25 protein-coding genes and 1 other RNA gene are annotated in these 25,436 nt (G+C 29.4%); 14 read left to right on the top strand and 12 right to left on the bottom strand.

Annotated features, from left to right (window positions below; genetic code table 11):
- Positions 1 to 8: 8 nt before the first annotated feature.
- From atpG to ACRC8M_RS03485, 3 genes are read left to right on the top strand one after another with little or no spacing between them, the layout of a single operon-like run.
- Positions 9 to 860 (top strand): ATP synthase F1 subunit gamma, encoded by an 852-nt coding sequence (gene atpG, locus ACRC8M_RS03495; protein WP_438527879.1) that lies wholly within the window; start codon positions 9 to 11, stop codon positions 858 to 860.
- Between the two features lie 19 nt (positions 861 to 879).
- The gene (gene atpD, locus ACRC8M_RS03490; RefSeq protein WP_438527878.1) at positions 880 to 2,283 is read left to right on the top strand and encodes a F0F1 ATP synthase subunit beta; all 1,404 of its coding nucleotides are present in this window, start codon (positions 880 to 882) and stop codon (positions 2,281 to 2,283) included.
- Positions 2,284 to 2,285: 2 nt separating this feature from the next.
- Complete coding sequence (locus ACRC8M_RS03485; protein ID WP_438527877.1) at positions 2,286 to 2,693, top strand: F0F1 ATP synthase subunit epsilon; 408 nt, start codon at positions 2,286 to 2,288, stop codon at positions 2,691 to 2,693.
- A gap of 24 nt (positions 2,694 to 2,717) precedes the next feature.
- Here the strand turns inward: ACRC8M_RS03485 and ACRC8M_RS03480 are convergent, their stop codons facing one another.
- The 5 genes from ACRC8M_RS03480 to ACRC8M_RS03460 are packed head-to-tail and all read right to left on the bottom strand — an operon-like array spanning position 2,718 to position 9,361.
- Complete coding sequence (locus ACRC8M_RS03480; RefSeq protein WP_438527876.1) at positions 2,718 to 4,070, bottom strand: HAMP domain-containing sensor histidine kinase; 1,353 nt, start codon at positions 4,068 to 4,070, stop codon at positions 2,718 to 2,720.
- Positions 4,051 to 4,707, bottom strand: a complete 657-nt coding sequence (locus ACRC8M_RS03475; protein WP_438527875.1) for a response regulator transcription factor — start codon at positions 4,705 to 4,707, stop codon at positions 4,051 to 4,053. Before ACRC8M_RS03475 ends, ACRC8M_RS03480 begins: the two co-directional genes overlap by 20 nt.
- Before the next feature lie 11 nt (positions 4,708 to 4,718).
- Entirely contained in the window at positions 4,719 to 6,038 is a 1,320-nt protein-coding gene (gene der, locus ACRC8M_RS03470; protein WP_438527874.1) for a ribosome biogenesis GTPase Der, read from the bottom strand.
- 2 nt (positions 6,039 to 6,040) lie between these two features.
- Entirely contained in the window at positions 6,041 to 7,747 is a 1,707-nt protein-coding gene (locus tag ACRC8M_RS03465) for a YgiQ family radical SAM protein (RefSeq protein ID WP_438527873.1), read from the bottom strand.
- A gap of 6 nt (positions 7,748 to 7,753) precedes the next feature.
- Positions 7,754 to 9,361 (bottom strand): putative manganese-dependent inorganic diphosphatase, encoded by a 1,608-nt coding sequence (locus ACRC8M_RS03460; RefSeq protein ID WP_438527872.1) that lies wholly within the window; start codon positions 9,359 to 9,361, stop codon positions 7,754 to 7,756.
- Between the two features lie 193 nt (positions 9,362 to 9,554).
- On the opposite strand from ACRC8M_RS03460, the gene ACRC8M_RS03455 reads away from it, so the two are divergent.
- The 8 genes from ACRC8M_RS03455 (at position 9,555) to ACRC8M_RS03420 (ending at position 16,631) form a co-directional block, all read left to right on the top strand.
- Positions 9,555 to 10,313: a TatD family hydrolase gene (locus tag ACRC8M_RS03455; RefSeq protein WP_438527871.1), complete on the top strand. Its 759-nt coding sequence runs from the start codon at positions 9,555 to 9,557 to the stop codon at positions 10,311 to 10,313.
- Positions 10,314 to 10,322: 9 nt separating this feature from the next.
- A complete protein-coding gene (acpS, locus tag ACRC8M_RS03450) occupies positions 10,323 to 10,694 on the top strand; it encodes a holo-ACP synthase (protein ID WP_438527889.1) in 372 nt (123 codons plus the stop codon).
- A gap of 1 nt (position 10,695) precedes the next feature.
- Positions 10,696 to 11,115 carry an NAD(P)H-dependent oxidoreductase subunit E gene (locus ACRC8M_RS03445; RefSeq protein WP_438527870.1) on the top strand — a complete coding sequence of 140 codons (420 nt, stop codon included), beginning with the start codon at positions 10,696 to 10,698 and terminating at the stop codon, positions 11,113 to 11,115.
- Between the two features lie 19 nt (positions 11,116 to 11,134).
- Positions 11,135 to 12,239 (top strand): peptide chain release factor 2 gene (prfB, locus tag ACRC8M_RS03440; protein WP_438527869.1). Its coding sequence is split into 2 segments (ribosomal slippage): positions 11,135 to 11,206 and positions 11,208 to 12,239, totalling 1,104 coding nucleotides; the frame shifts between segments, so codons are not numbered across the junction.
- Positions 12,240 to 12,312: 73 nt separating this feature from the next.
- Positions 12,313 to 13,821: a glutamate--tRNA ligase gene (gltX, locus tag ACRC8M_RS03435; RefSeq protein ID WP_438527868.1), complete on the top strand. Its 1,509-nt coding sequence runs from the start codon at positions 12,313 to 12,315 to the stop codon at positions 13,819 to 13,821.
- A gap of 114 nt (positions 13,822 to 13,935) precedes the next feature.
- Positions 13,936 to 14,844, top strand: a complete 909-nt coding sequence (locus ACRC8M_RS03430; protein WP_438527867.1) for a hypothetical protein — start codon at positions 13,936 to 13,938, stop codon at positions 14,842 to 14,844.
- 9 nt (positions 14,845 to 14,853) lie between these two features.
- Entirely contained in the window at positions 14,854 to 15,309 is a 456-nt protein-coding gene (locus ACRC8M_RS03425; protein ID WP_438527866.1) for a DUF2147 domain-containing protein, read from the top strand.
- 14 nt (positions 15,310 to 15,323) lie between these two features.
- On the top strand, positions 15,324 to 16,631 hold the full coding sequence (locus ACRC8M_RS03420) for an ATP-dependent nuclease (protein ID WP_438527865.1): 1,308 nt from the start codon (positions 15,324 to 15,326) through the stop codon (positions 16,629 to 16,631).
- 45 nt (positions 16,632 to 16,676) lie between these two features.
- Here ACRC8M_RS03420 and ACRC8M_RS03415 read toward each other — a convergent pair whose 3' ends face one another.
- From ACRC8M_RS03415 to ACRC8M_RS03400, 4 genes are read right to left on the bottom strand one after another with little or no spacing between them, the layout of a single operon-like run.
- Positions 16,677 to 17,444 carry a TSUP family transporter gene (locus ACRC8M_RS03415; protein WP_438527864.1) on the bottom strand — a complete coding sequence of 256 codons (768 nt, stop codon included), beginning with the start codon at positions 17,442 to 17,444 and terminating at the stop codon, positions 16,677 to 16,679.
- 31 nt (positions 17,445 to 17,475) lie between these two features.
- Positions 17,476 to 18,012, bottom strand: a complete 537-nt coding sequence (locus ACRC8M_RS03410) for a chromate transporter (RefSeq protein ID WP_438527863.1) — start codon at positions 18,010 to 18,012, stop codon at positions 17,476 to 17,478.
- Complete coding sequence (locus ACRC8M_RS03405; protein ID WP_438527862.1) at positions 18,009 to 18,539, bottom strand: chromate transporter; 531 nt, start codon at positions 18,537 to 18,539, stop codon at positions 18,009 to 18,011. Before ACRC8M_RS03405 ends, ACRC8M_RS03410 begins: the two co-directional genes overlap by 4 nt.
- Positions 18,540 to 18,598: 59 nt before the next feature.
- Positions 18,599 to 20,221, bottom strand: coding sequence for an ABC-F family ATP-binding cassette domain-containing protein (locus ACRC8M_RS03400; protein ID WP_438527861.1), 1,623 nt, complete (start codon positions 20,219 to 20,221; stop codon positions 18,599 to 18,601).
- Between the two features lie 165 nt (positions 20,222 to 20,386).
- Between ACRC8M_RS03400 and ACRC8M_RS03395 the strand changes: the two genes are divergently transcribed.
- The 3 genes from ACRC8M_RS03395 to efp are packed head-to-tail and all read left to right on the top strand — an operon-like array spanning position 20,387 to position 23,081.
- On the top strand, positions 20,387 to 21,343 hold the full coding sequence (locus ACRC8M_RS03395) for an NADH:flavin oxidoreductase (RefSeq protein WP_438527860.1): 957 nt from the start codon (positions 20,387 to 20,389) through the stop codon (positions 21,341 to 21,343).
- Positions 21,343 to 22,506: an elongation factor P maturation arginine rhamnosyltransferase EarP gene (gene earP / locus ACRC8M_RS03390; RefSeq protein WP_438527859.1), complete on the top strand. Its 1,164-nt coding sequence runs from the start codon at positions 21,343 to 21,345 to the stop codon at positions 22,504 to 22,506. The genes ACRC8M_RS03395 and earP overlap by 1 nt, the downstream gene beginning before the upstream one ends.
- Before the next feature lie 11 nt (positions 22,507 to 22,517).
- Positions 22,518 to 23,081 carry an elongation factor P gene (efp, locus tag ACRC8M_RS03385; protein WP_256690964.1) on the top strand — a complete coding sequence of 188 codons (564 nt, stop codon included), beginning with the start codon at positions 22,518 to 22,520 and terminating at the stop codon, positions 23,079 to 23,081.
- A 77-nt stretch (positions 23,082 to 23,158) separates the two neighbouring features.
- Here efp and ffs read toward each other — a convergent pair.
- The 3 genes from ffs to fabG all read right to left on the bottom strand — a co-directional run bounded on the left by ffs (position 23,159) and on the right by fabG (position 25,371).
- An RNA gene (ffs, locus tag ACRC8M_RS03380) (signal recognition particle sRNA small type) lies at positions 23,159 to 23,258 on the bottom strand.
- A 58-nt stretch (positions 23,259 to 23,316) separates the two neighbouring features.
- On the bottom strand, positions 23,317 to 24,582 hold the full coding sequence (locus ACRC8M_RS03375) for a hypothetical protein (RefSeq protein ID WP_438527858.1): 1,266 nt from the start codon (positions 24,580 to 24,582) through the stop codon (positions 23,317 to 23,319).
- Positions 24,583 to 24,645: 63 nt separating this feature from the next.
- Positions 24,646 to 25,371: a 3-oxoacyl-[acyl-carrier-protein] reductase gene (fabG, locus tag ACRC8M_RS03370; RefSeq protein ID WP_438527857.1), complete on the bottom strand. Its 726-nt coding sequence runs from the start codon at positions 25,369 to 25,371 to the stop codon at positions 24,646 to 24,648.
- Between the last annotated feature and the right edge of the window lie 65 nt (positions 25,372 to 25,436).

The following is a 25,436-nucleotide window of genomic DNA, read 5'->3' as shown; positions in this document are numbered from 1 at the left end:
GTGGGCAAATGGCTGGAACTAGAGAGATAAAAAATAGAATAAAAAGTGTTCAGTCTACTCACCAAATTACAAAGGCCATGGAAATTGTTTCGACTACAAAATTTAAAAAGTTTTCAACAATAGTAGCTCAATCAAAACCATATTCAGAAAGTATAGCTAAAATATTGCAAAATATTGCAGCTGGTGTAAAAAGTGAAAAACATCCACTTTTTGATGGTAGAGATGATGTAAAGAAAGTTGGAGTTGTTGTTATGTGTTCTGATAGAGGACTAGCAGGAAGTTTCAATAGTAATACATTAAAAGCACTAGAAAGATTGATTGCTGAAAATAGTGGGAAACAGGTCTCTGTAATTGCAGTTGGAAAGAAAGCTAAAGAATACTGTGCAAAGAGAAATTACGATGTAAAGGCTGAGTATATACAACTAATTCCTGAAACTATGTTTGACAAAGCAAAAGAGATTAGTGAAAACATTGTTGAATATTACTATAACAACATTTTTGATGAAGTGTACGTAATATATAACAAGTTTATATCAGCTTTAGTAAGTGATCTAACAGTAAGTAAAATGATTCCTATAGAAAGAGCTGAGGGAAGTGAGAATAAAGCTTATATATTTGAGCCGTCTCCAGAAGAGATTTTATCATCTCTACTACCGAAGTATTTAAATATAGAGTTATATAAAGCTTTACTAGATAATACTGCAAGTGAGCATTCTGCAAGAAAAAATGCAATGAAAAGTGCAACGGATAACGCTGAAGATATGATAAAGGGATTAACTTTAGAATATAATAGAAGAAGACAAGCATCGATAACTCAAGAGATATCTGAAATTGTTGGTGGAGCAGCGGCGTTAAATTAAGAATAATGAGGAGGCAATAGTGGAAAACAAAGGTACCCTTACCCAAATAATAGGTCCTGTTGTAGACGTTATGTTCAATGATAGATTGCCTGGAATTTACAACGCTTTAAAAGTAAAAGGTGAAGACGGAAGAGAGTTAGTTCTTGAGGTTCAGCAACACCTAGGAAATAACGTTGTAAGAACAGTAGCAATGGACGCTACTGAGGGTCTACAAAGAGGAATGGAAGTAATAGATACAGGATCAGCTATAACAGTACCAGTAGGAAAAGCTGTTTTAGGAAGAATTCTAAATGTTTTAGGAGAGCCAGTTGACGAAGCTGGACCAGTAACAACAGAGGAGTATTTACCTATACATAGAGAAGCTCCTGACTTTGATGAGCAAGGAACAGAAGTAGAAATATTTGAAACTGGAATTAAGGTAATTGACCTTCTTGCACCATACATTAAAGGTGGAAAAATAGGTCTATTTGGAGGAGCTGGAGTAGGAAAAACAGTTCTTATAATGGAGCTTATCAACAACATTGCAAAAGGACACGGAGGACTATCTGTATTCGCGGGTGTTGGAGAAAGAACAAGAGAAGGAAGAGACTTATATGATGAGATGAGAGAATCAGGAGTTATTGATAAAACATCTCTAGTATATGGACAGATGAATGAGCCGCCTGGAGCAAGATTGAGAGTTGCTCTTACTGGACTAACAGTAGCGGAAAACTTCAGAGATAAAGAGGGACAAGACGTTCTTCTATTCATAGATAACATATTCAGATTTACTCAAGCTGGAGCGGAAGTTTCTGCCCTACTAGGAAGAATACCTTCAGCAGTTGGATACCAGCCAACACTAGCTTCAGAAATGGGTAAATTACAAGAGAGAATTACATCAACTAAGTCAGGATCAATAACATCAGTTCAAGCTGTTTACGTACCAGCGGATGACCTTACTGACCCAGCACCAGCGACTACATTCGCTCACTTAGATGCTACAACAGTTCTTTCAAGAAGAATTGCATCTCTAGGAATATATCCAGCAGTTGACCCTCTAGATTCAACTTCAAAAGCGTTAGATCCAGCAATAGTTGGAAACGAGCACTATACAGTTGCTAGACAGGTTCAAGAGATATTACAAAGATATAAAGAACTTCAAGATATCATTGCAATCTTAGGAATGGATGAGTTATCTGACGAAGATAAACAAACAGTTTCTAGAGCAAGAAAAATCGAGAGATTCTTCTCACAACCATTCTCAGTTGCTGAGCAATTTACAGGAATGGAAGGGAAATATGTTCCAGTAAAAGAGACAATAAGAGCTTTCAAAGAGATTATCGAAGGTAAGCACGATGCTCTTCCTGAACAAGCATTCCTTTATGTTGGAACAATTGAGGAGGCAATAGCTAAGGGAAGAGACCTTATGAAGGGAGCTGAGTAATTATGGCAAACTCTTTTAAGCTAGAGCTAGTAACTCCATTAGCAAAGATATTATCTGAAGAGGTAAACTTTGTTATGCTAAGAACAACAGAGGGAGATATGGGTATATTACCTAACCATTCACCATTTGTTGCTGGATTAGCTACTGGAGAAATGAAAGTTAAAAATAATGGGCAGGAAAAGTTTTACTATGTTTCAGGTGGATTTGTAGAAATATCTGATAACGTTGTAACAATTTTAGCAGATGAAGCTATGGATGTTAAAGATATAGATTTAGAAGCTGCAAGAAAAGAAGCTCAAATTGCTAAGGAAAAATTAGAGAAAAGAGCTGAGGATATTGATATCGCTAATGTTCAAAAGACATTAACTCAAGCATTGACTAAAGTTAAATTAGCAGAAAAAATGTTATAAAAAAGTGAAACCCGATTAGAATTTCTAATCGGGTTTTTTTATTGAAATTTTAAATATAAAATAGTTATTTTCAATTTTTAAATCGAAGTTAAGTCGATGTAACTCTAGAATTTTTTTAACTAAAGATAATCCAAGACCGCTTCCTTCAGCATTTTTATCTAAAGCATTTTCTCCTCTTTGAAAAGGTTCAAATAAATCAGTAATTTTTTTGTTAATTTCAGTAGTAATAATATTTTTAAAAATAAGAGTATTATTTTCTAAAAGTATTTCTACATCTGAGTCATCTGGAGCATATTTTAACATATTTTGAACAAGATTATTTACGGCAATTTTTAATAAATTATAATCGCCATTAACTTCTATATTTGAAAAATTAGTAATAACATTAATATTTTTTTCAAATTCAATATAATCATATTGCTCTAATGAATTTCTAATCATATTTTCTAAATTTATTTGTTGTGTTGTTAATTTATAATCAGGAGAGTTTATTTTAGAAAGGGTTAATAAACTTTCTGTTAAAGTTCTCATTTCTAAAGATTTTTCAAGCATCGTTTTATAATATTCTTTTTTTCTGTCACTAGGAACATTATCTCTAGCTAATGCTTGAGAGTATAGACAAAGAACTGAAATAGGTGTTTTCAGCTCATGAGATGCATTGGAAACAAAAAGTTTTAAATTTTCAATAGCAAAAGATAACTCTTTAGACATTTCATTTAAACTTTGGGCAAGTTCTTCAAGCTCATCACCGCTAGATAATTTGATATTATCTGGATACTCTAACTTTGCAATTTTTTTAGCACTGTTTTTTAAGTATGTTATATTTCTATTTATTTTTTTAGAAAATATAGATACAAGAATACCACTTACAAATAAAGAGAAAAAAGCAGTAAAAATATTAAAAATAAAAATATCGTGAATATGTTTTGCAATAACAGCCATAGAGCTTCGAATACTCAACATATAGCCATTATTTAACTTTTCATAGTAACGAATAAACATAACTCCAGATGTTCCATCAACTTCACCAATTTTAAATATAGATTCATTTAGTTTTAAGGAGTTATAGATTTTTTTATTATTATTCATATGTGAACGATTATTTTGCATAAAATTTAAATCGATTTTAACTCCAAAATTATCTTCAGCAAAATATATATAATTTTCAAGCCTATCTCTATCATCGATTAATTTAATAATACTATTTCTAATCTCAAGAATATTTTGTTTCTTTCTATATATATAAAACTTATCTAAGAAAAAAGAGTTAAAAATAAAATTAGTAATTATAGTTAAAAAAACTATCCCTATTGTTAATAGGAATAGTTTTTTAAAGAAGTTCAGCTTTATTGGAAAATTAATCTGTTTTAAAGACATAACCAACTCCTCTTACACTTTTAATATAATTATCACAACTTCCAAGTTTTTTTCTTAATCGTTTGACAATAGTATCTACTGCTCTTTCATCACCAAAAAACTCGAATCCCCAAACTTCATTAAGTAAAGTATCACGAGAAAAAATTATATTTTGATTTCTTAAAAAAAAATCTAAAAGTTGTGCCTCTCTTCGAGGAAGAATATTGCTTTCTTCAGGAGTGTCAAGTTTAAACGTATTGAAGTCAAAAGTGATGTCTCCGATTTTAAAAAATGTATCATTACTAAGTTTAAATATTTTTTTTAACTTAATGATAAGAAGCTTAGGAGTAAATGGCTTTGTTATATAGTCATCAGCTCCTAATTCAAGTCCTTTAATTTCATCAAACTCACTATCTCTAGCAGTAACCATAATTATCGGTATTTGAGATAGTGACTTCAACTTTTTACAAATCTCCCATCCATTCATACCAGGAAGATTTATATCTAATAATACAAGATCAGGTTTTTCTTTATAGAAATAATCTATTGCTTCATCTCCTCTGTTAGCTATAACAGTTTCAAAACCCTCATTTTTTAAAGAGTCTGAAATAACTGTGGCAAGAGATTTTTCATCTTCTACAATAAGAACTTTCTTCATAATTTAGATCCTTAGCTATTTTTATGATCAAAAAAAACATCAATAGGAGTACCTTCAAATCCAAAAGCCTCTCTTAATTTATTTTCGATATATCTACCATAAGAGAAGTGAACTAGCTCAGGGTAGTTACAGAAAAGTATAAATCTAGGTGGTGCAGTAGAGATTTGTGTAGCATAGTTAATCTTAACTACTCTACCTTTTCTTGTAGGTGGATTATTCATGATGATAGCATCACTGATAACAGTATTTAATAATCCAGTTGAAATTCTCTTATTATATTCAGCAAATACAGCTTCTGCATGCTCTAATAACTTAGTTGTTCTTTGTCCTGTTAAAGCTGAGACAAATTCAATTGGGGCATAAGATAAGAATGGTAATTCAGCGTAAAGTTCCTCTCTCATCTTTTTCATTGTATCATTTTTCTTATTTGGAATAGTATCCCATTTATTTATAACAATAATAATTGGTTTTTTCTCTTCATAGGCAATACCAGCAATTCTCTTGTCTTGCTCTGTTAATCCTTCGCTTCCATCAATCATCCAAATACAAACATCTGCTCTTTTAATAGTTTTGATAGCTCTTAAAACAGAATAATACTCTAAACTTTCTTCAACCTTAGATTTTCTTCTGATACCAGCAGTATCTATAAGGATATATCTATTACCATCAAACTCTATAGCCGTATCGATAGCATCTCTAGTTGTACCAGCTATTTCACTAACGATAGTTCTTTCCTCTCCAGATAATCTATTAACAAGAGATGATTTACCAGCATTTGGTCTACCAATGATAGCTAGTTTAAGTCCAGGTTCCTCTTCGTATTCTTCAACTGTTTGGTCAATAATATCTACTACTAAATCTAGCATATCTCCAAGGTTAACTTTATGTTCTCCTGAGATAGCGATTAAATGTTCAAATCCTAATCCCCAGAAATCATAAACATCATCTTGTTGAGCTTGGAAATTGTCAATTTTATTAACACAAAGGATAACTGGCTTTTTCTTCTTTCTTAAAAGGTAAGCAACCTCTTCATCTAATGGATTTAAACCATTTTTTCCATCTACAACAAATAAAATAACATCCGCTTCGTTCATAGCAACTTCAGCTTGTTGTTTTATTTTAGTCATCATAAAATCATTATTTCTAGGTTCAAGTCCTCCAGTATCAACTAGAACAAACTCTTTTCCACCCCATTCAGTTTCTCTATATAGTCTATCTCTTGTAACTCCTGGTTGGTCATCAACGATAGCTACTCTATCTCCAACCAATTTATTAAATAGTGTTGATTTTCCAACATTTGGTCTTCCAACGATTGCAACAATAGGTTTCAATTTTAATACCTCCTAGTTTTATTTGTTTGAGTGATAATATCTTTTTGTTTTTGCTTTTTACCGTTATCCTTTTCAACAAATATTTTTTTATTGTTAAGTGGATTCATTTCAGTATAATACATAAGTGTAGAATAAGTTGATGGAGTAGGAGTAAAAATTTGTACCTGCTCTGGACTTATTTTTAGTTCAGAGGATGCGAATCTTTTTAAATCTAACATATCTTTTTCGTTACACCCTGGGTGAGCAGCAATTAAATAATAAGTTAAAAATTGTTTTTTATCATGTTTTTTATTCAACTCATAAAAACGATTTTTAAACTCTTTTAAAATACTTTTTCCCTGTTTTCCCATAAGAGAAAGAATTTTATCCTCTGTGTGCTCAGGAGCAATTTTCATCTGTCCTGAAATATGGTCTTTGATAAGTTCTTCAAGATATCTATCACCAGATTTATTATCATCTAAAATCATATCATATCTAATTCCAGATGCAATAAATATTTTTTTAATTTTGTCTATTGACTTCAGCTTTTTCAGAAGAGAGATTTGTCTAGAATGATCAAGTTTTAAAGCTGGGCAAGTTTCAGGGTAAAGACATCTCTTATGAGAACAAGCTCCATGATTTAATTTCTTAGTACATTCAAGACCATACATATTAGCTGTAGGACCACCTACATCAGATATATTTCCTTTAAATCCTTTTGAATTAGCTATATTTGTAACCTCTTTAACTATAGAGTCTTCACTTCTAGAAATAACTGTTCGTCCTTGATGAACAGCAATTGCACAGAAGTTACACTCTCCGTAACATCCTCTATGTGTAGTAACAGAGTGTTTTATAGTGTCTAGAGCTTTAACGTGTCCATCTTTTTTATAATAAGGATGAACATCTCTTTCAAAATCTAATCCATAAATATCATCCATCTCTTGAGAAGTAAAATTTTCACAAGGAGGATTTTGAATAAAGTATCTATCAGCATTTTTTTGATAAATTCCCTTAGCAGTTATAGGATCACAATTATGATAGAAAAGTTCGAAAGCTTTTACAAAGTTTTCTTTCTTTTCAACACACTCCTCAAAACTAGGAAGAGCTAAATATTCCTCTTTAGGTTCTTTAGAAATGTATCCTATACCTCTAATATTTTTCCAGTCTGTTCTATTTTTTAATGCATTAGCTAATTCAAGCATAGACTTTTCTCCCATACCATATGAAAGAATATCAGCTTTAGCATCAAAAATAATAGGACGTCTTAATGAGTTGCTCCAGTAGTCATAGTGAACAACTCTTCTAAGACTAGCCTCTATTCCCCCTAACACAATGGGAACAGGACTATTTTTAAAGAAACGACGAATTAGGTTAGTATACTGAATAGTAGCTCTATCAGGTCTTTTATTATTAATTCCACCTGGAGTAAAGTCGTCACTTTTTCTTCTTTTTTTAACAGCAGTATAGTTGGCAACCATTGAATCTACACAACCAGCGGAAACTGCCCAATATAAATTGGGAGTTCCTAATCTAGTTATATCCTTATCAGAATTAATATCTGGTTGAGCGATTACTCCTACTTTAAAACCATTCTTAACTAGCCATTTACCAATAATAGCAGTACCATTATAAGAGGTATCTAAATAGGTATCCCCAGATACAAGTATTATATCTAAAGAGTCCCAACCTAATTTTTTAACCTCTTCCATTGTAGTAGGTAGAAACATTTAAAATCACACTCCTTGAGAAGCAGCCATTAAGAAAGGAACAACTTGTTTCTTTCTAGATACAACACCATCAACCCATGCAGTATTATTAGTTAAAGTTGTATGGAATCCTCTTTCAACAAGCGTTGGTTCACCAACAACAAGTAGCATAGATCCAGCTTTAACGATATCTGTAATAACTAGTACAGATAATTGATAATCATTTTTAGCATTTGTTTCAGCCATTGCTTTTTCAAGAGAGGCTTGTTGATCTAATACACCTTTAACATCAACAGTATTAACTTGAGAAATAGCTAACTTTACACCATTCATAGAGAACTCTTTTTGATCCATAGTTAAAATCTCTTCAGGAGTTTTATCAGAAAGAGATGTACCTGCAATAAGCATATTCATACCGAAAGCCTCATAGTTTTCTATACCAGATATAACAGCTAGTTCTTTTACAACTTGTATATCTTTTTCTGTACAAGTAGGCGATTTAAATAGTAGTGTATCCGATAGAATAGCACTTAACATTAAGCCAGCAATCTCTTTTGGTGGTACAATACCAGCTTCTTTATATAAACCATAAATAATTGTACAAGTACATCCAACAGTTTCAGCATTTATTTTAACAGGTTCGTTCGTTTCAAAGTTTCCGAACTTGTGGTGATCAACAACTTGTATTATTTTAGCATCTTTTAAACCAGCAACTGATTGGGCAGCTTCATTATGATCAACTAAAACAACATTTTTTCTAGTAAAGTTTATTAAGTTTTTTGTTCTTATAGTACCATAAACTTCTCCATTTTTATCAACAACTGGGAAGTTTGTTTGTGTAGATTCTTTCATAATATCTTTAATATCAATTAAATAATCATCTGTAGAGAATGAGTAGAATTTTTCATGATTCATTATTGATAAAATTGAAACTGATTGAGATATTAATGGTATTGTTTTAAATAAAGATTTATTAACTCTTAAAATAGGAGTTTTAGAATCTCTAGGTAAAATAACGTCATCTTTATCACAACAAAGAATAATCATATTAACACCTAAATCAATTAAATCATCGATAGAGTCAAGTAGGGTTGTAGTAATCACAATATCACCAGCTACGATGTTTCTATATTCACTTACACCTTTTAAACTTGCTTCTATTTTACCACATGGATATTCTCCACTGATAACTTCTCCTTCTAAAACATCTTTTAAATTTTCATAAGTTGTATAATATTTTGAGAATAATTCAGAATAATCAATGTTTAAGTAAGCATTAGCGATATCTGAAACATGAATCATTCCTCTTAAATGATTTTTACTATTTACAACAGGTAAACTAGAGAAGTTTTCTTCTGTCATTATTTCTAAAGCTCTTTTCAATGAATCTTTATGATTAACAGTTCTCTTCTCAACACGAGTTAAATCTGATATTTGAGCACTTACTGTTGAAAGTAGTTTTGGTGCATCTATATTAAAGCTTTTTAAAACAAATTCAGTTTCCTTACTAATGTTTCCTAATCTACAAGCTTGAGCAGATTCTCCTTTTAATTCTTTTAGTCTAGCTAATGAAATAGCTGAACAGATTGAATCTGTATCTGGATTTCTATGTCCAAAAATTAAAATTGGTTCCATGTAAAATACTCTCCTTTTTCTTTATAAGTCTATTTATTATTTTATCATTTTTTTGAAAATAGAACAACAAAATCTTTACTTTTCTTATAAAAAAACATAAATATAAAATAGAGTGTAGTAGAATCTGGAAAATATATTGTTATTGTGATAAAATATATTAAAAGTTTTTTGAAAATTCAAAAGAGGTGAAGTTATGAAATTAGTGGATACACATTGTCATTTAGACAATGAAAAATTCGATGAAGATAGATTAGAAGTAATAGAAAGAATAAAAGAAAATTTAGAGTTTTGTGTAAATATAGGATATGACTTAGCTAGTTCTAAAAAAAGCTTAGAGTTAGCCAAAGAATACGATTTTATATACGCTGTAATAGGAGTTCATCCAATTGATATAGCTGAGTATAGTGAAGAGGTTGAAAAAGAACTTGAACTTTTAGGAAAAAATCCAAAGGTTGTAGCTATTGGTGAAATAGGATTAGATTATCATTGGATGACAGAACCTAAAGAGGTTCAACAAGAGAGATTCAAAAGACAACTAGAACTTGCAGAAAGATTAAATAAACCAGTTGTTATTCATACAAGAGATGCTATGGAAGATACTGTTAATATTTTAAAAGAGTATCCAAACATAACTGGAGTTATTCACTGTTATCCAGGATCTTTAGAAACAGCAAAACAATTAGTTGATAGATTTTACTTAGGAATTGGAGGAACTTTAACTTTTAAAAATAGCAAAAAAGCAGTTGAAGTTGTAAAAGATATTCCGTTGGATAGAATAGTTATTGAAACTGATTGTCCATATTTAACTCCAGAACCTTTTAGAGGAAAAAGAAATGAACCTATTTATGTTGAGTATGTAGCAAAGAAAATAGCTGAAATAAAAGAGATTAGCGTTGAAGATGTTACAAAAATAACTACAGAAAATGCTAAAAAGCTATATAGAATAGGTTAGAATATGGCTATGAAATTTGTAGGAATAGGAAATGATATTGTAGAAATAGAAAGAATATCAAAAGCTATCGAAAAAAATGGTTTTAAAGAGAGAGTTTTTACATCAAAAGAGATAGCTCAAATAGAAGAAAAGGGAAATAAAGTTGAAAGTTATGCAGGAAGATTTTCGGCTAAAGAAGCTATATCTAAAGCTTTAGGAACTGGAGTGAGGGGGTTTAATCTTGTGGATATAGAGATTTTGAATAACTCTTTAGGAAAGCCTGAGGTAACTTTAAAGGGGAATTTAGAAGATAAAAATGACAAGTTCGTAGTAGATATATCAATATCTCATTGTAAAGAGTATGCAACAGCTGTTGCTATAATAATTGAAGGAGAGAGGTAATATGAAAGAGTTTTATAAAGAGTTAGATGAGTATATAGAAAACTTAGAGGATAAAAAAAATGATTACAAAGTTTTATCGTTTGCTGTAGATGAGTTAGGGTATTTATCAGATGAAGTTTTAAATCATATAGCTAAGAAAATGGATATTTTTCTTTTCTCACTTGAGAGTACAATAAAGTTTTATCCTAAGTTACAAAATGCAAGAACAAAAAATTATGTTCAAATTTGTACAGGAAGAAACTGTAATCAGCCTGGGTTGAAAGAGAAATTGATAGAGTTAAAATCAAAAGTTGATTTTCCAATAGATGAAAGACACTGTTTGGGTAGATGCGGAAAAGGAAGGGCTTTAAAAATAAATGAGAAATACTATTCATACAAAACACTAGAGGAGTTAGAAAAGTTATTATTAAATTTAAAGTAAATATTAGGAGGAGTTTTTAATGGATATTTTAGAATTAAAAAGAGAATATAACCAGTTTAAAAATCAAATAGATGCTATAAGGGGGTCTCTTTGACTTAGATGGTAGAAGAGAAAAAATTGCCACTTTAGAGAAAAAAACACTAGAGGATGGGTTTTGGAATGATAAACTTACTAGTGGAAAAATAATAAAAGAGATGAATGAAGAAAAAGATGTTGTAAAAGAGTTTGAGGCTATAGAGAATATGTTTTTTGATGAGGAAGTTTTAATAGACTTTGTCTCTATGGGAGAAGAGGATTTCGCTGATGAGTTAGAGGAAAAACATAGTAAACTTATGCATATGATTGATAACTTTGACACTAAGATGCTTTTAGATGGAGAGTATGATAGTAATAATGCTATAGTTACAATTCACTCAGGAGCAGGAGGAACAGAAGCTTGTGACTGGGCTGATATGCTTTATAGAATGTATATGAGATGGTTTAACACTAGAGGGTTTAAAGTTACAGAGATGGATTATATGGCAGGAGATTCTGTAGGAATAAAATCAATTACTCTTTTAGTTGAAGGAACGAGAGCATATGGATATTTAAAAGGGGAAAAAGGAGTTCATAGACTTGTAAGAATATCTCCTTTTGATGCCAATAAAAAGAGACATACATCATTTGCATCTGTTGATATAATGCCAGAAGTTGATGATACAGTGGAGATAACAATAGATTCGGGAGATTTAAGAATAGATACATACAGAGCTTCAGGAGCTGGAGGTCAACACGTAAATATGACTGACTCAGCAGTTAGAATAACTCACATTCCAACAGGAGTAGTTGTAACTTGTCAAAGAGAAAGATCTCAGCTAAGTAATAGAGAAACAGCTATGAAACTTTTAAAATCGAAACTTTTAGAGATTGAGATGAAGAAAAAAGAGGAAGAGCTGAAAAAAATTCAAGGAGAACAAAGTGATATAGGTTGGGGAAATCAAATTAGATCATATGTATTCCAACCTTATACAATGGTAAAGGATCATAGAACAGGAGTGGAGTCAGGAAACATAAGAGCTGTTATGGATGGAGATATTGATGACTTTATAAATGGGTATTTGAGATGGTCAAAAAATAAAAACTAGTAAGTAATCTTGAAATTATTATCTATATAGATTATAATATAGGGTACAAATTGCAAAAAAGGGAGAGATTATAATGGAAAGAAGAGTAAGAACAAGAATCGCACCTTCTCCAACAGGAGATCCACACGTAGGAACAGCGTACATTGCGTTATTCAACTTAGCTTTTGCTTATAAAAATGGTGGAGACTTTATATTAAGAATAGAGGATACTGACCAAAATAGATACACAGATGGTTCAGAGCAGATGATATTTGATGCTTTAAAATGGCTAGGATTAGATTATGCAGAAGGTCCAGATGTTGGAGGACCAGTAGGGCCTTATAGACAATCAGAGAGATTTCACTTATATGGAGAATACGCACATAAATTAGTTGAAAATGGAGAAGCATATTACTGCTTCTGCACTCAAGATAGATTAGAGAAGTTAAGAGAAAGACAAAAGGCTATGGGAAAAGCTCCTGGATATGATGGTCATTGTAGATCTCTTTCTAAAGAGGAAATTGAAGCGAAATTAGCAGCTGGTGAAGAGTATGTAATTAGACTTAAAATGCCTTATGAGGGAGAAACAATAATAAAAGATAGATTAAGAGGAGATATCGTTTTTGAAAATAATAAAATTGATGATCAAGTTTTATTAAAAGGCGATGGATTCCCAACTTATCACTTAGCAAATGTTGTAGATGATTACTTAATGAATATTACTCATGTAATTAGAGCTGAAGAGTGGATTGCATCTACACCAAAACATATTCAATTATATAAAGCATTTGGATGGCAAGAGCCAGAATTTATACATATGCCACTTCTTAGAAACTCAGACAGAACAAAGATATCTAAGAGAAAAAATCCAGTATCATTAAATTGGTATAAAGAAGAGGGATATTTAAAAGAGGGTATCGTAAACTTCTTAGGATTAATGGGATATTCGTTTGGAGAAAATAAAGAGATATTTACACTTCAAGAGTTTAAAGATAACTTTGACATAGATAAGGTATCTTTAGGAGGACCTGTATTTGACTTAGTTAAATTAGGTTGGGTAAATAATCAACATATGAGAATGAAAGATTTAAAAGAGTTAACAGAGTTAGCTGTTCCATTCTTTAGAAATGCAGGATTAATTGGTGAAGAGTTAACAGAGAAAGAGTTTGACACTTTATCTAGAGTAGTTGATATTTTAAGAGAGGGAGCTCAAACAATAAAGGAAATAGTGGATCAATCAGAAGTTTACTTTAAAGATGAGTACACTTTACCAGTTGTAACTGAGGAAACAGATAAAAAAGAAGTAAAAGGAATTGAAAGACTTTATACAGTTATTCAAGATGAAACTGGAAAGAAATCAATAAACTTATTCCAAGAGAAAATAGCAGCATGTGATGAAGCTATTTCTATTGATAGAGCTAAAGAGTTATTAAAAGAAACTTTAGACGAAGTTGGAGAGGGACCAGGAAAAGTATACATGCCTTTAAGAGCAGTACTAACTGGACTTCCAAAAGGAGCAGATCTTTACAACCTAGTTTCTATCATTGGTAGAGATAGAACTTTAGCTAGAATAGAGAGAATGAAAAAATTATATAACATTTAATGAATAGTGGAGTTTTTTAACTCCACTTTTTTTAACAAAAAATAAAAGAAAAATACAAATAAAAAGTAATTAGTATTATAGTATTTGTAAATACTGAAAACATAGGAGGGCATTATGAAAAATCATATTTTACTTGGCAAATTATTAATGAATGCCTTTAAAATTCTAGGAAAAGCACAAAATGAGATTGAAAATGATTTGAAAAATTTTAAGTTTACAAAAGAGCTAGAAATAGATTTTAAAAATATAAATTTTAAGGAGTCATTTAAAAAGAATTTTTTTACACTATTAATAATATCGATTCTTTTAGAGAGTAAAATTTCAAAAAAACATATTGTAAGTTATAGTAAAATAATAACATATTTAAGACAGATAGTAACATCTACAGATAATATTATAGATAATGAAGATAAAGGTTTAATTTTTATAAAAAGTTTAAAAAATAAGATGGTATCAAATAGTTTAATAATGTTGACTTGTCAAAATTTTTTAACAAAAGAATGTTTAGAATTAAGTGAGGGAAAAGATATAGCGGTAAAAAAAATATTTGATAAAATATATCTTATTGCTATGAGTGAAAGTTTAAGAGATAAATCTCAGTATTTAGAATATCCAACTGAGAAATATATTTTAGAAAAAATACACAGTGGAATAGGGGGGGAGCTATTAAAGATAAGTTTAGAAGCACCACTGGTAATTGAAGAGAATAAAAAGTTAAAAGAGTATTCAAATGGAATATTTGAGATAGGGATGGCTTTACAAGCATTGGATGATTTTTTTGATATAGAAGAAGATGAACAGAGTGGAAAAATAAATCTTTTAAGATCAGCATTACTTTATAGTGAGAAAGATGAAAAAGTTGTAAGAGAAGAATATTTAAAAAAAATATCGGAAAATGCATATAATGGGTTTAAAATTTTAGAAGATAATGAGTTTCCAATTAATAAGAAAGAGGCTAAAAAAGTTTTGAAAAAACTTTTTGAATTGAGAGGTTTAAAAGAGTATGTCTCTATTTTAGATTAAGGAGGAAGGGTGAAAAAATATTTTATAATTTTATTTTTAATAATAGTTAGTCAACTTTTTTCTAAAGATTTATATGTTGGATACTGGGAGATGCCAGATGGAAAAGTGATAATTGAGATTGAGAAAGTAGATAAGGAGTACGTAGGATACGTAAGGTGGTTAAAAGATTTAACGTATCCAAAAGGTGATCCTATGGAGGGGATAGAGCAGATCGATAGAAAAAATCCTAATTCAAGTTTAAGAAATAGGAAAGTTATAGGTTTGCAAGTTGTTGGAGGATTGAAGTTAAATAAACAAGCAACTTCATTAACAGATGGTTGGATATATGATTCTTGGAATGGAAAAAAATATTATGGTTCAGCTAAAGTGATTGATGATAATACGTTAAGTTTAAAAGGATCAATTGATCCTTGGGGAGTCTTAGGATATTCTATGAAAGTTAAAAGGGTGCAATTACCAAAATAAAAGTAGGTGAAAAAATGGAGATAAAAAGATTAAGCATAAAAAATTGGCAGAATATTACCTATTTGAATATTGAATTTGAAAAATTATTGATATTAATTGGTGAATCTAATAAGGGAAAGACTAGTATTTTAAAAAGTTTGTCAGCAATTTTAGGGAAATATGAGATTCAAAGTAGTGATTTTAAGAATGAGAATATGGATATAGAAATAAAAATAAAATATTTTGAAAAAAGCTTTGGTTTTTGTACTTTTAAATTATTAAAAAAATTGGGAGAAGAGAATAGATATTTTATTTTCAATCGTGGAAAAGAAAAAGAATTAACAGAGGATGAGGTTAAAAATAAACTTTTGGCAATAAATGGAATAATAATTACATCTAAAGATGTAGGAGTCTATGACGCCTTATGTCAAATAAGAGATATATTTATTTTAGAAAATAATGAAAGTAAAATTGTAAGAGAACTTGAAAGTAAAATACAATATTTAAAAGATAATTTTTTATCTCAAAGTTTACAAAGAAAGGTACTATTTAGTTTTTTTAAAAATATTTTAGAGGATGTTGAATACTATAAAAATAATTTAAATGGAAGACTAGATAATCTTTTTTTAATATTTGAAGAACCTGAATTGCATTTAAGCCCTCAAAGAAGCAGAGAGATGTATTCTTTATTAATTAAATTATCAGAAATAGGGGTTCAAATAGTTATGGAAACTCATTCAAGTTATTTTGTAGGGTTAAAGCAGTATAAATCAATTTGTTTGATAAAAAAAATAAAAAATGACATAAAAGTTTATCAATATACTGGAAAACTTTTAAATGGTGATGAAATAAAAAATTTCAATATGAACTATTGGATAAATCCTGATAGAGGAGAGATGTTTTTTGCCAAAAAAGTAATATTAGTTGAAGGGCAAACAGATAAGATAGCATTATCTTACTTAGCTAAAAAATTGGGAGTTTATAACTACAGTTATTCAATAGTAGAGTGCGGAAGCAAAAGTATTATCCCACAATTTATAAAAATTTTAAATGCGTATAGGATACCATATATTGCAGTTTATGATAAGGATAATCATAAGTGGAGAAATCAGACTGAAATAGAAAATTCCAATATGAAAAATAAAAAAATAAAAGGACTTATAAATAAATATATAGGTGATTATATAGAGTTTGAAAATGATATTGAGGAAGAGGTTTATCAAGAGGAAAGGGAAAGAAAAAATTATAAAAATAAACCATACTATACTCTTCAAAAAATAAGTGAAGATGAATATAAAATCCCTTTGAAATTAGAAGAAAAAATAAAAAAAATTTATAAATGAAGATAGAGATTTTTTTAGCTCTATCTTCATCTGTTTTATAGAGTATCAATTAAAAGCTTTATAAACATTAAAAATATTTAATAATATTATAAAAATAATGGAAGTATTGAATATTTTTTCAATATATTCATTTGATAATCGATGATTAAGTTTTGCTCCAATAAGTCCTCCAAGAATACCACCTGTAACCATTAAAGGTAACATTTCTAGATTATAAGTAGAAAATCCATTTCCAACAGCTATTAAAAACAATTTTGAAAATTGAGATAACAAAATTATAAATACAGAGCTAATAGCAGCGTTTCTAGTAGGAAAAGCAAAGAGCATGACTAAAATGGCTACATTGATTGGTCCACCTCCAATACCAAGAAATGATGCGATTCCACCGAGAAAAAGTCCAACTAAAAATATAATAAAAATATTTTTAATTTTATATTTTGGGAGATAATCTTTAAACAAAACTAAACTTAAAAGTGCTATTAAAATTAAAGCCTGAATTCCTTTTCCAAAACTTTCATTTTTAAAAAGAGTTAAAAAGATATCAAAAGCTTTTTTTCCAATACCTCCACCTAGAATAGATCCAATAGCTAAAATAATTGTATCAAAGTCAGCTTTAAATCCAGATTTAAATTGCTTGATAGTAGCTACAAGTGCCATAGAAAAAACTGTAACAGAAGATAGGACTCCTACTGTAGCAAGATTATAATGTCCTAAAGCATCAAGAACAGGCTTAATAATTACTCCCCCACCAAGTCCAGCTAAAGATCCTAAAGTTGTAGCACAAATGGCAGTAATAAAATAAATAAAAAACATGAGGCCTCCTAAGATGTTAAATTAGATATATTTAAAAAATAAAAATACCTAGTAAGGATGTTAATAATAAAATAATTATAGGATTAATTTTAGAAAAATACTTAGTTCCTAAAAAAACAATAAGAAAAATAAAAGTTGCTTTGATTCCTTGAGAGTAATTGCTTACAAAAAAAGTTGGTTTAGCGATAATTATTCCAGCAAAAGATATAAGAGCTAGGGTAACTGGTTTTACTCCTTTAAAAAATAGGTCTTTTTTAGGATTGTCTTTTATTTTATAAAAAATGCTAGCGACAATTAGGATAACGATAAAAGAGGGTAATGCAGAACTAAAAGTAGCTACAAAAGCTCCTGGAACTCCAGCAACCTGATGTCCAACAAAAGTTGCTGTATTAATGGCAATAGGACCAGGTGTGACTTGAGATATTGCAATAATATCTAAAAATTGTTGTTCTGTTAGCCAATTTTGTCTAAAAACTACTTCTTGCATAAGAGGAAGCATTGCCAAACCTCCTCCAAAAGAGAAAAGTCCTATTTTAAAAAATTCATAAAAAAGCGTGAAGTATATCATCTGTCCCCCTTAATAGTAAAAAATATAATACAACCAATTCCAAAAAATAGAATTAAGAATATAGGTGATACATTAAACAGAACTAGACTTAATAGAGATATAAAAAATATAGAGTAACTTAATTTATCAACTAAAGTATTTTTGGAAAGTTTAATAACAGAGGATAAAATAAGTGCTGCAATTCCTGCTCTTAGACCAATAAATAATTTTTGCATTGTAGGATTTAAAAAACTTTTAGCAAAAAATGCAGAGATTATAATTATAACTAAAAGAGAAGGACCAACAACTCCTAAAGTAGCAGCAATAGAACCTAAAACACCCATACGTTTTTTTCCAATAAAAGTAGCTGCATTAATAGCAATAGGACCAGGTGTCATTTGTGAAATAGAGATTATTTCAAGAAGTTCATCTTTATCAATCCACTTTTTTCCATAAATAATCTCTTGTTCTATAAGTGGAATCATGGCATATCCACCTCCAAAGGTAAACATTCCAATCTTAAAAAAAGTAAGAAAAAGTTCTAACATAAAAGCCCCCTTAATTGAAATAAAAGCAGAGGAAGACCTCTGCTTTTTATATTTGTTAATTATACGTTGTACATATCTTTAATTTTAGCTTGTAACTCTTCATCAGCGATATAATCGTCATATTCCATTAATTTATCAATAATTCCACTTGGAGTTATTTCAATTATTCTATTAGCTACAGTTTGGATAAACTCATGGTCATGAGCTCCAAATAATATAGTTCCTTTAAAATTAGTTAAAGCTTTGTTAAGAGATGTGATTGACTCAAGGTCTAAGTGGTCAGTAGGGTTATCAAAGATTAAAACATTTGCATTAGTAAGCATCATTCTTGATAACATACATCTAACTTTTTCTCCTCCAGAAAGAACTTTAGCCTTTTTAGTAGCTTCTTCTCCAGAGAATAACATTCTTCCTAAGAATCCTCTAACAAAAGCGTCATGCTGATCAGGAGAATATTGTCTTAACCAATCAATTAAATCTAGATCACAGTTCTCAAAGAATGCAGAGTTATCTTTAGGCATATATGCTTGAGTAGTTGTAACTCCCCATGTATAAGTTCCACTATCTGCTTCTATTTCACCAGATAATATAGAGAATAAAGTTGTTTTAACAATATCGTTTTGAGAAATGAATACAACTTTATCATTTGTATTTATTGTAAACGATACGTTATCTAAAATCTTAACTCCGTCGATAACTTTTGTAAGATTTTCAACTTTAAGAAGATTGTTTCCAGCATCTCTTTCAGGTTTGAATTCAACAAATGGATACTTTCTATTAGATATTTGCATATCTTCAAGTTGTAATTTCTCAAGTTGTTTCTTTCTAGAAGTTGCTTGTTTTGATTTAGATGCGTTAGCACTGAATCTAGCAATGAACTCTTGAAGTTCCTGTCTCTTTTGATCTAATTTTTTATTTTTGTTATTTATTAATGTTTGCATTAATTGGTTAGACTCATACCAGAAGTCGTAGTTTCCAACATACATCTTAACTTTTCCATAGTCGATATCAGCTATGTGAGTACAAACTTTGTTTAAGAAGTGTCTATCGTGAGATACAACAATAACAGTAGTATCTTCTAAATTCATTAAAAACTCCTCAAGCCAAGCTATAGCTTGGATATCAAGTCCGTTTGTAGGCTCGTCAAGTAATAGAACATCAGGATTTCCAAATAAAGCTTGAGCTAGTAAAACTTTAACTTTATCAGGCTCACTTAATTCTCTCATGAGTTTATAGTGTAAGTCAGCTGTTATTCCAAGACCTGTTAAAAGCATCTCAGCTTCAGTTTCAGCTTCCCATCCATTTAATTCAGCAAACTCTCCTTCAAGTTCAGCAGCTCTCATACCATCTTCATCAGAGAATTCAGTTTTAGCATAAATTTCATTTCTCTCTTCGATTATTTTCCAAAGCTTTGTATGTCCCATTAAAACAACGTTTATAACTGACTCATCATCATGAGCAAAGTGATCCTGTTTAAGAACAGCCATTCTTTTATTTTTATCAAAGATTACTTCTCCCTCAGTAGGATCTAAATCCCCTGAAAGTATTTTTACAAATGTTGATTTTCCAGCACCGTTAGCTCCAATAAGTCCATAACAGTTTCCAGGGGTAAATTTAACGTTTACATCCTCGAAAAGCTTTCTACCAGAAAATCTCATACTTAGATTACTAGTTGCTATCATTTAAAAACTTCCTCCTAAATATTTATAATATAAATTTAAATTTTGAACACATATCTTAAATATTATATCATGAATTTTAAGAATAGGAAATATAATATATTTTCTTTTTTTTAAAAATTATGTTAGAATATTCTATAAAATTTGTATAAGAAAGAGAGGAAAAAGGTGAATTTATTTACTCCTTTGGATATAAAAAATAAGAGGTTAAAAAATAGAGTTGTTTTACCACCACTAGTTAGGTTTTCTATGGTAGGAAAAGATGGATATGTAACTGAGGGTCTTTTAGAGTGGTATAAAGACGTGGCAGAAGGTGGAACAGGATTAATTATTGTTGAAGCTAGTTGTGTAGCAGAGGATGGAAAATTAAGAGATAATCAGATAGGAATATGGGATGACTCTTTTATTGAGGGATTGTCAAAAGTAGCAGATATCGGTAAAAAATATGACGTTCCAATGCTAATTCAAATTCATCATGCAGGATTTAAAGATGCAGTGGCAAGAGTTTCAGAAGAAGTTTTAGATAAAATTTTAGATCAATTTGTAGAAGCATTTAAAAGAGCTAAAAAAGCTGGATTTGATGGAGTCGAAATACATGGAGCTCATACATACTTGATATCTCAATTAAACTCTAGATTGTGGAATATTAGAGAGGATAAATATGGAGGGTCTTTTGAAAAAAGAATGTATTTTACAAAAACTTTAGTTGAAAGAACAAAGGATTTATTTGATGATAACTTTATACTAGGTTATAGAATGGGTGGAAATGAACCTGAATTAGAAGATGGAATAGCAATAGCAAAATATTTAGAAACTATAGGAATTGATTTAATACACGTATCTTCAGGAGTTCCAAATCCAGAAAAAAAACAAGAAATAAAAATAGATATTCCCGAAAACTTTCCATTTGATTGGGTGGTTTATTTAGGAGTTGAAATAAAAAAGCATGTGAGTATTCCAGTAATAGGTGTAAGAAATATTAAAAGTGAAGAGCAGGCTAGTGCATTGATAGAAAGTGGAATGTTAGATCTTGTAGCAATAGGTAGAGGAATGATAGCAAGACCTAATTGGGTAGAGTTTGCTAAAAAAGAGTATTATAAAAGAACAGGAAAAATGGTGAAATAATGGTTATAAAAAGTTTAGATATATTTTGTGAAATTATCGATAATTTTGGAGACATTGGAGTAGTATACAGACTTGCAAAAGAGTTAAAAACTTTTTATAATGGTAATGTTAAAATAAGAGTTATTTTAAATAGAGTAAATGAATTTGTAAATATGAATAAAAAAGCAAAAGATACAGACTATCAAGAGATAGATGGAATTATTTATATGACAAATGAATATTTAGCTAAAAATATATGTACATTTTCTCCTGCAAATGTTATAATAGAGGCCTTTGGATGTAACATTTTAGAGACGTATTTGGAAAAAGCTAAGCTGGAATCATCACTATTAATAAATCTGGAGTATTTGTCTGGGGAAGACTGGATAGAAGGGATACACCTTATGGAGTCGCCTCTTGGAGCTGAAAAATTAAAGAAATTTTTCTTTATGCCAGGATTTACAGAAAAAAGTGGCGGAGTAATAGTGGATAAGTTATTTTTAAATAGAAAAAAAAGTGTTTTAGAAAATAAAAAGTTTTATTTAGAGAAATATATACCTGAAATAGATGAAAGTTATTTTTTAGGAACTATATTTAGTTATGAAAAAAACTTTTTACCATTAATAGATGTCTTATTAGAAAATGGTAAGGAAAATTGCTTGTTAATACTTGGTGAAAAAGCCCAAATGAGTATAAATAAGATAATTGAAAATTTAAATCTCACTTATTCAAGTGAAGGAATTTATAAATATAAAAATATTTTAATTAAATTTATGCCATTTTTAGAACAAGAGGAATATGAAGAACTAATAAATTTAGCAGATTATAATTTTGTTAGAGGAGAGGATTCTTTTGTAAGAGCTTTACTAACGGGAAAACCATTTGTATGGCATATATATTTACAAGATGAAATGGCTCACATGGACAAGATTGATGGTTTTATAAAAAGATATGATGAAACTTTAAAAAGTTTAGGATTAAATAAAGAATTAGATATTCACACAAAGCTATTAAGAGATTATAATTTAAGAGATAGTAACTCTTTAGAATTGGGAAGTGAAAAATTTGATGATTTTTTTAAAGAGTTTGAAAATATTTCAAAACTTTCTCAAAGCTATTCAGAGTACATTGAATTAAAATGTAATCTTATAGATAAATTAAATGAATTTATTTTAAAATATTAGGAGGTTCAATTATGAAAACTGCTCAAGAATTAAGAGCTGGAAGTACAGTAAAGATTGGAAACGATCCTTACGTAATTTTAAAAGCAGAGTATAACAAATCAGGAAGAAACGCTGCTGTAATGAAGTACAAAATGAAAAACTTATTAAACGGAAATATATCAGATGCTATATATAAAGCTGACGATAAAATGGACGATATCAGACTTGATAAAGTTAAAGCTGTTTACTCATATAACGATGGAGATTTCTATGTATTCTCAAATCCTGAGACTTGGGATCAAATCGAGTTAAAAGATGAGGATTTAGGAGACGCTTTAAACTATTTAGAAGAGTCAATGGAATTAGAGGTAGTTTACTACGAATCAACTCCAGTTGCTGTTGAGTTACCAACTTTCGTTGAGAGACAAGTAACTTATACTGAGCCTGGATTAAGAGGAGATACTTCTGGAAAAGTAATGAAACCAGCTAAAATAAATACTGGATTTGAAATTCAAGTACCTTTATTCGTTGAGCAAGATGAGTGGATCAAGATTGATACAAGATCTAACGAATATGTAGAGAGAATTAAAAAGTAATAAAAATAAGGTTGAAGATTATATCTTCAACCTTTTTTGTTTAATAGAAAAATTTCAAAAAATAAAAATGCCACAAGGGATAACAGGAGTAATCTTATACCCGCATTAAATACCTTAGTGCTGCTTCCTTCCAGATCTGACACGGTTCGATAATAATACGCCATAAGGCTCCTGTCACCACACTTGTGACATATGTAATTATATCATTAAATAAATAAAAATACAAGTAAAAAAATTAGAAAATATTTTTAAAGAAGTTTTTGATTCTATTCTTTTTTTCTTTAAGATTATTTTCATATTTGTTTTTTAATTGATTTTCTAAAAAAGTATTAAAAAGTTCTCGGTTATTTATTAAAGTTCTCTTAACTTCATTTGGAATTGAAGTTTTGATTGTAACAATATCAACATTATTAGAAAAATGATTAGTAATAGACAGAGTATGATAGTTACTTTCAGTTAATTTTATAAGTTCTTCAAGAATATTTTTTTTAATATCATCTAATTTAGGAGAGCTTAAAATAAAGTCTTTATTTAATTCAATATTATCAATAATAGTTGTTCCATCAATTTTAAGAGTTTCTCCAGAAATAGATATTAATTGTTCACTAGATAAAATACCATTTGAAATATAGTTGTTTACTTTATAGAAAGAATGAACACCAAAATTAGAAAGACTAACGTAGATATTAGCAACTAAAGTATTTGTATTAATATCTCCATAAACTTTACCGTTTCCATTTTCGTGTGATAAGAATATATTCAAAGGCAAAGATATATTTTTAGATAAATCAGTATTAAAATCTTTAAAAGAACCATTAAAATCTATTTTTGAAATTGTTCCAGAAAAAGAGATATTTTCGATAAAAATGTTTTTATTATTTTTTAAACTATTATTATTTTTTATTTTTAATAGAATATCCTTTGTTTTTTTAGAAAAATTATTAACTTGTTCTTTAAATTGTATATTGATCTCTTTTTGTATAATTACATCAATATAATCAGTGTTTTGAATTAAAAAATTTATTAAATTATTAGATAGAGTTTTAGAAAAATTATCTTTATTAAAACTAGAGCTAAAGAACTTAGATAAATTTTTATCAAATTGTATTTTATCATCAATTTCTTTAAGAAATTCGATGGTTTTTTCATTTGAATTATTTATATCAGTAGAGGGTGGCGATATTAGATTATTATTAAAGCTAATTCCAATAAGATTTAGATTATTGATAGTAAAGTTATTTTTAGATTTAAAAAATGCTTTGAAATCCATTTCACATTCAACCTTTTCAATTGAAATGTTATATTCAATTAGGGATAAATTTTTTAATTCAAAAGAGTTATTAAAAAAACTAAAATTAGCCTTTTTAATAGTTACTTCTTGTTTAAAAGAAGTGGAAAGTTGTTTTGTGATAATATTTTTAAAATATATATTTTTTCCAAAAAAAAGTATAGTTAAAAATATTAAAATACTAGATATAAAAACTAGCATTTTGTTTTTCATAAAATCCTCCTAAAATATTAAAGGCAAGAAATAAATTTCCTGCCTTTAAATAATTTGTTTTGATTATAGTGCTAATCCACCACTAACTTCAATTGTTTGTCCAGTAATATATGAAGACTCATCACTTGCTAAAAATAATACAGCGTTAGCAATATCTTCAGGCATTCCTAATTTTCCTAAAGTTGTTCTTTCAAGCATTCCATTGATAACATCTTCTGGTAAAACGTCAGTCATTGGAGTAGAAATAAATCCAGGAGCAACACAGTTAGCTCTAACTTGAGCCCCTTTTCTAGCTAATTCTTTAGACCAAGTTTTAGTCATTGCAATAACTCCACCTTTAGTAGCAGCGTAGTTAGCTTGACCAATATTTCCATATAAACCTACAACAGATGATATAGTAACAATTGATCCTTTTTTGTTTTTAGTCATTAAAGGAGCAACAGCTTGAGTCATATTGAAAACTCCTTTTAAGTTAACATTAATTACAGCATCCCAAGCATCTTCACTCATTCTTACAAATGGTGCGTCTTTAGTAATACCAGCATTGTTAACAAGAATATCAATTCTACCAAATTCATCTTTTATTTTTTTTACTAATTCTTTAATTGCATCTCTATCAGTTACATTTAAAATTTCATGTCTAACATTAGCTTGTTCAAAAGTAGCTTCACCCATATCACATGATATAACTAATTCAGCACCTTCAGAAGCTAACTTCTCAACTATAGTTCTTCCAATTCCTCTAGCACTTCCAGTAACTAAAGCAATTTTTCCTTCTATTCTATTCATATAGATCCTCCTATAAAATACATGTGTCATTTAATAGTATAATCATTTTAAAAAAATGTCAATAA

The sequence above is a fragment of the Cetobacterium sp. genome (assembly GCF_051653945.1).
Lineage (GTDB): Bacteria > Fusobacteriota > Fusobacteriia > Fusobacteriales > Fusobacteriaceae > Cetobacterium_A.
The sequence above is the reverse complement of the archived record's forward strand: the minus strand, read 5'-3'. Positions and strand labels throughout refer to the sequence as shown.

What these genes read in the sequence shown, in the direction of transcription:
- atpG (WP_438527879.1), top strand. Translation starts at nt 9, where the DNA reads ATGGCTGGAACTAGAGAGATAAAAAATAGAATAAAAAGTGTTCAGTCT.
- ACRC8M_RS03485 (WP_438527877.1), top strand. Translation starts at nt 2,286, where the DNA reads ATGGCAAACTCTTTTAAGCTAGAGCTAGTAACTCCATTAGCAAAGATA.
- ACRC8M_RS03480 (WP_438527876.1), bottom strand. Translation starts at nt 4,070, where the DNA reads ATGTCTTTAAAACAGATTAATTTTCCAATAAAGCTGAACTTCTTTAAA.
- ACRC8M_RS03475 (WP_438527875.1), bottom strand. Translation starts at nt 4,707, where the DNA reads ATGAAGAAAGTTCTTATTGTAGAAGATGAAAAATCTCTTGCCACAGTT.
- ACRC8M_RS03465 (WP_438527873.1), bottom strand. Translation starts at nt 7,747, where the DNA reads ATGTTTCTACCTACTACAATGGAAGAGGTTAAAAAATTAGGTTGGGAC.
- ACRC8M_RS03460 (WP_438527872.1), bottom strand. Translation starts at nt 9,361, where the DNA reads ATGGAACCAATTTTAATTTTTGGACATAGAAATCCAGATACAGATTCA.
- ACRC8M_RS03455 (WP_438527871.1), top strand. Translation starts at nt 9,555, where the DNA reads ATGAAATTAGTGGATACACATTGTCATTTAGACAATGAAAAATTCGAT.
- acpS (WP_438527889.1), top strand. Translation starts at nt 10,323, where the DNA reads ATGAAATTTGTAGGAATAGGAAATGATATTGTAGAAATAGAAAGAATA.
- ACRC8M_RS03445 (WP_438527870.1), top strand. Translation starts at nt 10,696, where the DNA reads ATGAAAGAGTTTTATAAAGAGTTAGATGAGTATATAGAAAACTTAGAG.
- gltX (WP_438527868.1), top strand. Translation starts at nt 12,313, where the DNA reads ATGGAAAGAAGAGTAAGAACAAGAATCGCACCTTCTCCAACAGGAGAT.
- ACRC8M_RS03430 (WP_438527867.1), top strand. Translation starts at nt 13,936, where the DNA reads ATGAAAAATCATATTTTACTTGGCAAATTATTAATGAATGCCTTTAAA.
- ACRC8M_RS03420 (WP_438527865.1), top strand. Translation starts at nt 15,324, where the DNA reads ATGGAGATAAAAAGATTAAGCATAAAAAATTGGCAGAATATTACCTAT.
- ACRC8M_RS03415 (WP_438527864.1), bottom strand. Translation starts at nt 17,444, where the DNA reads ATGTTTTTTATTTATTTTATTACTGCCATTTGTGCTACAACTTTAGGA.
- ACRC8M_RS03410 (WP_438527863.1), bottom strand. Translation starts at nt 18,012, where the DNA reads ATGATATACTTCACGCTTTTTTATGAATTTTTTAAAATAGGACTTTTC.
- ACRC8M_RS03405 (WP_438527862.1), bottom strand. Translation starts at nt 18,539, where the DNA reads ATGTTAGAACTTTTTCTTACTTTTTTTAAGATTGGAATGTTTACCTTT.
- ACRC8M_RS03400 (WP_438527861.1), bottom strand. Translation starts at nt 20,221, where the DNA reads ATGATAGCAACTAGTAATCTAAGTATGAGATTTTCTGGTAGAAAGCTT.
- earP (WP_438527859.1), top strand. Translation starts at nt 21,343, where the DNA reads ATGGTTATAAAAAGTTTAGATATATTTTGTGAAATTATCGATAATTTT.
- efp (WP_256690964.1), top strand. Translation starts at nt 22,518, where the DNA reads ATGAAAACTGCTCAAGAATTAAGAGCTGGAAGTACAGTAAAGATTGGA.
- ACRC8M_RS03375 (WP_438527858.1), bottom strand. Translation starts at nt 24,582, where the DNA reads ATGAAAAACAAAATGCTAGTTTTTATATCTAGTATTTTAATATTTTTA.
- fabG (WP_438527857.1), bottom strand. Translation starts at nt 25,371, where the DNA reads ATGAATAGAATAGAAGGAAAAATTGCTTTAGTTACTGGAAGTGCTAGA.